Source organism: Actinomadura sp. HBU206391 (genome assembly GCF_014323665.1).
GTDB lineage: Bacteria > Actinomycetota > Actinomycetes > Streptosporangiales > Streptosporangiaceae > Actinomadura_C.
Genome location: NZ_JABVEB010000409.1, coordinates 1 through 3,684, shown reverse-complemented (window position 1 = coordinate 3,684; position 3,684 = coordinate 1). Strand labels below are relative to the sequence as shown.

3 protein-coding genes and 1 pseudogene are annotated in these 3,684 nt (G+C 67.1%); 2 read left to right on the top strand and 2 right to left on the bottom strand.

The annotated features are described in order from the left end of the window. Positions 1-241: 241 nt before the first annotated feature. Entirely contained in the window at positions 242-886 is a 645-nt protein-coding gene (locus HKK72_RS37415; RefSeq protein WP_187239127.1) for a hypothetical protein, read from the bottom strand. A 630-nt stretch (positions 887-1,516) separates the two neighbouring features. Here HKK72_RS37415 and HKK72_RS37410 point away from each other — a divergent pair. Then, a complete protein-coding gene (locus HKK72_RS37410; RefSeq protein WP_187239126.1) occupies positions 1,517-1,873 on the top strand; it encodes a hypothetical protein in 357 nt (118 codons plus the stop codon). Here the strand turns inward: HKK72_RS37410 and HKK72_RS37405 are convergent. Next, positions 1,831-2,745: pseudogene (locus HKK72_RS37405) on the bottom strand (endonuclease/exonuclease/phosphatase family protein); the annotation flags it as partial. The gene HKK72_RS37410 and the pseudogene HKK72_RS37405 sit on opposite strands and share 43 nt — an antisense overlap. 98 nt (positions 2,746-2,843) lie before the next feature. On the opposite strand from HKK72_RS37405, the gene HKK72_RS37400 reads away from it, so the two are divergent. Next, positions 2,844-3,449 carry an alpha/beta fold hydrolase gene (locus HKK72_RS37400; RefSeq protein ID WP_222721627.1) on the top strand — a complete coding sequence of 202 codons (606 nt, stop codon included), beginning with the start codon at positions 2,844-2,846 and terminating at the stop codon, positions 3,447-3,449. The last annotated feature ends 235 nt before the right edge of the window (positions 3,450-3,684 follow it).

Here is a 3,684-nt window from a genome sequence, read left to right as displayed (position 1 = left end):
AGGCGACCGCGCAGAGTTTGTAGCAGCGCGCCAGCCGAGCAGCCCGGCCAGCCAACGTCATCAGAATGCGGAACTGGTTACCGGAGACGTGCAGAATCCCAGTTGGGAACGGAGAGGAATGACCCGTGACGCTGGAACCCTGATCTGGTCGGCCTACTCGTGGTCACTGAAAGCGCCGAATAGGCCGCCGTCGTCGATCGAGTACCGGCCCCACCGTTCTGACGGAGTCGCCCGGTTTCCGTTAGACCCTTTCGGCATGGCGGTCGGCGGCCAGACGGTGGACCTTGCCCGCGACATCCCCGAGCAGGTTAACGGCCAGCGCCCGATCGAGGATCGCCCCGGAGATGGCCTCCTCGTCGTCGTGGATGAAAGCGATGAGCAGCGAGTAGGTGTCCTCAACGGTCAACGCCCAGCGCTCCAGCGCACTGCGCTCCCGGGCGCTCTTGGCCCTCGCCGCCTTGGCGACGGTGACGGTGTCGTAGGCCAGGCGTACCGGTTCCAGGGCTTGCCGCAGCTCGGGAGCGGCGGCGTTGAACACCCCGTCGCGGATGTAGCGGCGGGCAGCGCGCAGCCTGCCGGACGCGGTCGCCAGCCCGGTGTCGTCGGTCACCGGGACCAGGATCTCGACGTGCGAGGCCGCGGTGACCTTCTCCAACTGCGTGGTCCACTCCTGCGATAGCACCTCGATCGGCATGTCCGTACCGGAGAAGTCGGCCAGCCGGACGGGCTCATCCGCCAGGCCTGTGGCGCGCAGCTCGCCCAGCGCCAGCCACAGGGAACCGCCTTGCCGCGTCTCCTCCACCTCGCGGAGCGCGTGGGCGCTGAGGTGGCCAACGAACACCACCTGCGTCGGGGTGGGGTTCGCCGCGATCAGATTGGTGCCCACGACCGGTCCGAGAGCCCGCCGGTCCTGAAGCGGCGATCGCCCGGCCAACAGGGTCGCCGGAATACCCCGGGGACGGCCTGGTTCGCCCACGCCCTCATGGTCAACTCCACCCGGGCACCGTCGTAGTCCGGCTGCAGGCGCAGACCACGAGCCGCCTCCTCCAGGTAGAGCAGGGCGCCGCCGGACAGGGTGAAAACTGTTCATGGGGCGCCTCCGAGGTAATAGGGCCGATCTGATCAGCGCCCATCATCCTCCGGCACGCCTCGAGCCTCACCCGGTTTTCTCACTCGCCCTGCCACCCGGTCACGGCGCATGATTGCGCCCAGAACCGCGGTGAACGTTCCCCCGATACGACGTCACCGCAGGCACGGCCACCTACTCCCTCACCCGCGCCGTCATCAAGCTGGTCGACCGGGCGGGCCAGCGGTAGGTTCCGCGCCGGGCGCCGGGAGCTTGCGTATCGAATGAGTGTTCGACACGCTGCATGTGTGGGTGGTTGTCGGCTCCGGTTCCTAAGACGGGCGATCTGCGGTGTCCTCGTGTGCTGAGCAGTCGTGGGCCCAGTGCTGGGGCTAGGGATGCCGATCTGGTCATGCGTGCACGACCGCCCGGGGGCGGCGAGGAGGCCGCGTGCTGCAGTTCGTGGTGGAGGACCTTTTGCCGTCATCGGCAGGCGATGGCCGCGCCTACCAGATCCCTGTTGCCGGAACCGATACCCGGCCGAGGATTCGGCCTGATGAGATGAAGGGCTCCGACGCTCCTTTGCTTGCGCCGGTGGTCCGGAGCCGGACGACCGGCACGTATGCGTTCCTGCTCGGATGGGAGCAACGTCCAGACCGGTCCTGGACGGCCCGCATCGCCTGGCTGCAGAAAGAAGGCGTTACGTGGCGGGTCGTCGATCTCCTCGTCCAAGCCGACGAGATCAACCCGGTCGAGGGGCAGGACTACTCGGAGGTGCCTCGACGATACGAGGAGCCGAACTTCTGACCAGCATGTTTAAGCCCGCGCTCACGGCGTGCGACGCTCCTAGAAGTTGAGGTGGTGAGGAGGAGGGAGTGGTCGGAGGCTGGGTCGTTGCGGCGTGCGGTGGCGTCGTCGGTGACCGACGGCAGCGGTTGCGGGCTGATGGAGCGGACTTCCTGGATGTGGTCCAGTACCGCGCTGCTGGCCATGATGTGGTCGATGAGTTCGGGTTGGCCGTGGTAGATGCGGGAGAAGCGTTCGGCTTCGGGGATGAGCGGGGCTAGGTTCAGCAACCTGGCTCCGTCGCCTTTGTCGGGCCGGTCGGCGCCGGGTGTTCCGATCTCTGAGCCTGGCGGGCCGAGCAGGATCTGCGTCGTTGCGGCCTGCGGTTCGTCGTTGAGGTCACCCATTACCATCACTGCTTTGGTGCGTCCCTGGTCGGCCAACAGTTTGTCTGCCAGGGCTCGGACGGTGATCGCTTCGGCGGCGCGCCGGTACAGGGCGTAGGCGGCGAAACGGGCCCGCTGGCCCTCGTCGCGTGATGTGAACTTGCTGGTGCCGCCTGGCCCGGGGAAGCTGAGCAGCTTGGATTTCAGATGGGCGGCAACAAGGAACATCTCTGTCTTTGCGGTGGGTTCGACGCGGACCGCGAGCGCGCCGCGGCCCATCTTGGTGATCTGCCTGTCCTGGTCGTCGGCCTGCACCGGGTCAACATGTTCGGGGAAGTCGGCGACGTCGGCGACGACTTGGAGGGGGAGTCGGCTGAGGAACCCGACGCGGATCGGGTGGGCCGGCTCGAAATGCTCCGACAGCACCGCATGCCACTCGCCGCCCAGTCGACCAGTCAGGTCGGTGACCGCATCGGGGTCGCCGGCCTCCTCGATCGCGAGCACGTCGAGATCGGTCTTCGAGGCCTACGTTGCCGGTCTCGACGTCCGGCAGCAGCAGCGGTCGGAACACCGACCAGAACATCCGCAGGAGTAAGGAGCACGAGATGCCAGTGGTCAGATCGGCCGACGGCACCGCCATCGCCTACGAGCACACCGGCGGCGGGCCGGCACTCGTCCTCGTCGACGGCGCCATGTGCCACCGCGCGGCGGGTCCGATGCGCCCACTCGCCGCTTTGCTCCAGGACCGCTTCACCGTTTACACCTACGACCGTCGCGGCCGGGGCGAAAGCTCGGACACCAGGCCCTACGCGGTCGCCCGCGAGGTCGAGGATCTGCGGGCCCTCATCGCGCGGGCCGGCGGCGGGGCGTATGTCTACGCCACCTGCTCCGGTGCGGCCCTCGCCCTGGCCACCGCGGCGGCCGGCCTTGGGCCGGCTAAAGATCATCGCTGTCCGGGTCCGGGCGAACTCCGTTGGCAAACCAGACGAGTTCGCTTGGACGACTCACCAGAGTGGTTCCCCGGCACGGTCTCGGCGCTGATCGTTCATCGTTGCCGCGGTACGGCTATGCCCTTGGTTCATCACGCGCCCGTTGGCCACGTGACCGAACTTCGACACACGCACAGAAGAACCGCAGATCACAGCCGCTCTCCCCCCATGCGTGCGCCCGTTGCTCCCGCCCGGAGCAGGCAGCGGCCGGAGCACACATAGTTCCCGAACCGTCCTGAACAAGCGTCAACGAGCATCATCGTACGGCGCTGATCTGCGGCACCTCAAAAGGCCGCAGGTCAGCGCGAGATCTGTACCACCTTGACACGGTAGTGGTCATTCACCGACGGTAAAACTGCCGTCGATCACCAGCTGGCCGTCACAAACGCGCAGGTCGCGCCCATTCCCATCTGTGTGGCTTCCCCCAGGGGGCGCACAAAACATGGGAACACTTCGT

What these genes read in the sequence shown, in the direction of transcription:
- HKK72_RS37400 (WP_222721627.1), top strand. Translation starts at nt 2,844, where the DNA reads ATGCCAGTGGTCAGATCGGCCGACGGCACCGCCATCGCCTACGAGCAC.